General features: G+C 40.9%; 1 protein-coding gene. It reads left to right on the forward strand.

Annotated elements, in window-relative coordinates; genetic code table 11:
- Window positions 1-3,197: COG1470 family protein (locus WBG21_RS11185; protein WP_340077914.1), on the forward strand; the 3,197-nt coding region annotated here is incomplete at both ends.

The raw sequence follows: 3,197 nt of genomic DNA on the forward strand, positions 1-3,197 counted from the left end.
GGAATATTTTGAACTAGTGAACACCGCCGGAGAGTCTGTAATAGCACCCAATCAAGCCAATGGCATCAGTATTGAATGGCCAACATCGATATTGAGCGATACTACACGTATAGAAGCTGGAGAGTCCTATAAGTTCCCAGGAACGATAGCCGTACTCAATCCTGTAGAGTTAATGGATTTAGCTACTTCCCTCTTTACTGTTTACGATGATGTTAATGCTGGTGGTGGTGGTACTCTTCCTCCTTTAGGGATTAGTTTTGGTTCAGGATTAACTTCCGGTGGCGGTGGAGAACTCGCCGGCGGAGGGGCCGGTGGATCCGAAGCTGAAAAAGAAAAAGAAGATATTATACAGCAATGTCTTGATGGTGGTAATGTGATGGCAGTCACCGTGAATAGAAGAGGCGTCCCTAATAGAGGGGAAATCGGTGAAAACCTCCAAGGGGCTCATGTACATAATGGGGTTCACAAGATTTTTTTAAAGATCAGTAACTGTGAAGGCCATGTGGATGAACAGGGAGAACCTAAAGACATTACCATACATTTGGTAGAACTAAGTAGCAATTCAGGCATCTTTAGCCCGGCAGACTTCTCTACGCCTAGAACCATTGTCCCGGGAGGTAGTGCCTCTGGTTCCATTCCCGTAAATGTAAACCAAATGGTACAAGACTCTGTCTATACCGCCAGGGTCACCATTAGCTCTACTGAAGAACCCTATAGCTTTGATCTAAACGTGGTTAAAGATGAAGAAGGGCTTACTGGCAAACTTACAATTCCTGATAACGAGTTCTTGCTCGATCCTGGTTCTGGAGTTGTCACAGTGCAAAAAGATGTGAGTTTTCAAAATACCGGTGACCGCACAATTACCTTAACCCCAACTTTTTCTGTAAATTTCTCTCAAGAAACTATCGCTACCAAATTGGAATCTAAAGTTACGCTTTTAGGTGTGAATGATTCAGGGTATCTTGAAATTGCCCCTGGCGAAACCAAAAATATAGCAGTAATGGATATAAACTATGATCCTAAAAATGCTACACCGGGTGATTTTTCCGGAGATTTGATCGCAACTGACACAGAAGGCCAATCGTATAAAGCCTCTTTTTCAGGGAAGGTTTCTTGTGACGATCAATTTAGTTTAATAGGGGATAATGGAAGTGAAATTGATGTGGATGGTTCCGATCCAACATGGGAATTAGACCTCCCGGACGAAGACCTATTTTCTATCATCAGTCTTAGGTTCCAGTCTAAAGGGGCGCCTCTTAATATTTCCAGTGTGACATGGGTGCCTGATGACAATCTCCCTAGTGATATATTGGAGATCGCACAAAATCAAACTAGCCATACCATAAAACCCGGAAATGATGGGGTACTTCAGCTAAGGGTAAAAACAGAAGGATTAGCTGGCCAAGAAATCATGGGGTATTTGGTATTTAACCATGACAGGCCCGATTGTTTCCCACTTACAACTCTTTTAGTAAAGATAAAGGTGACAGGGGATGGAAATGGTTCTTGGGAATTGAAGCTTACCGATACGGATGACCAGCCTGTACCGGATGAAGGGGTCCGTATTCAAAGAGATCTAGACAATATAAAAGAAGAAGGCTTCAAAGTTAGTTTAGATAACCGAAGTAATTCGGATGTAATTGTTAAAAGTGGGGGTTTTCCTGATGTTTTTTTAGATAATATAACTGCCCCGCCTGGTGTCACTTTTAGCTTTGTACCTAAAGAGGACGTAATAGATCTTCAAACCAAGCAAATTGTTGCCGCGGCCAATGAAGTTACCAAAATGGGCCGGGTTGTTGTAACGGTTGCAAAAAACGCCAAAATAGGTGATTTTAAAGTTGACCTAAACGTTATAGATGCCCAGGGCAAACAGAAAACCGAGACACTCAAAGGTAGAATTCTGAGCGTTTCTCCTTTTGACTACACATTTACCTATAAAAAAGACAGCAACGATGAGATTGATTTATGTGAAGACCAAGTAGAAGGCTGTCACATGAAAATAATAGGCTATAATGGGCCTGATGACTTGGACAATCGTATTTTTACCTTCTTGGCTTATCCAACACAGCCGGTAGATACCGAAAAACGGGTTTGGGTTTATGGCTCAACAAATACCAGTAATGTAGATTTTGAGATAACATCCATAGGAGGTAATAATTCACTTTTTGAAGGAAATAGCCCAGAACCACCTACAGTGGGGGCAATTGGCAATTTTATGCAAAAAAACAATGACCCCATACCAATACAACTAAAAATTACTCCGGATAACCCCGAAGATATTGAGTTTTCAGGGAATTTTAATTTGATATTTAAAGACTCTGATAATACAGTATTAGGCAAGTTACGTATTAATGTTGAAATACTTAATCAGCCAAACTTGTCATATAAATTGGGCTATAATAATTCAAATTTCTCTGGTTTTAAGAGTGGAGATGTTATCCCCTTACCCCATGTAGATCTATATGAAAAAGAATCAAGGTATCAAGAGGCACTAATCTTTGCTAACCGGAGCTTATCTACAAATACTATAATTAGTGGAACTCCAGTTGTTCAACGAATGTATTTTAAATCAAGTGCAAATGGAGTCTGCCCTAATAGTAACATTTTTCAAATTGGAGAACCGGAGTCAGGAGTTCCTGTATGTTCATGGGAAGGTGTCAATCCTATCCTTGGACTAGAACCATATGGAAACCCAATTCAAAGAATCTTATATAATGCTGCACAGGCTCCACCGGGTGAATACAGTGATGTATTGGTTGTAGAATATAAAACTCTTGGAGATCTTGCCTCTGATGCTCTAACGACTATTTTAATTGGAGAGCCGGAAACATACACCGTTTCTTATGAGTTAAATGCCACAGTCCATATGCGTGATGCAAATGCCCCATTGGCCTCTATAAGCACTCTTTCGCCTGACGGGACCCATAACCCTGTAAACATCGGATCTCGCTATACTTTACGGAACTTAATAGAAGAAATTTTTACAATTTCAAATGAAGGGGGAGGGAGCGAACCTTTAGAAATAAATATAAATATTTTTTCCATTTCTAATTCTAAATCGTTATCCTATCAACTATCTGATACTACCCTTTCCATACCCCCCGGAGGGGAGGCCACCTTTAGCATCACCAATGTGTCAGCCTCCTGTGACCCGGATCAGCTGGGCTATGTAGAGATCATTACAAACGATCCCCTAA

The sequence above is a fragment of the Leptobacterium meishanense genome (assembly GCF_037645805.1).
Taxonomy (GTDB): Bacteria; Bacteroidota; Bacteroidia; order Flavobacteriales; family Flavobacteriaceae; genus Leptobacterium_A; species Leptobacterium_A meishanense.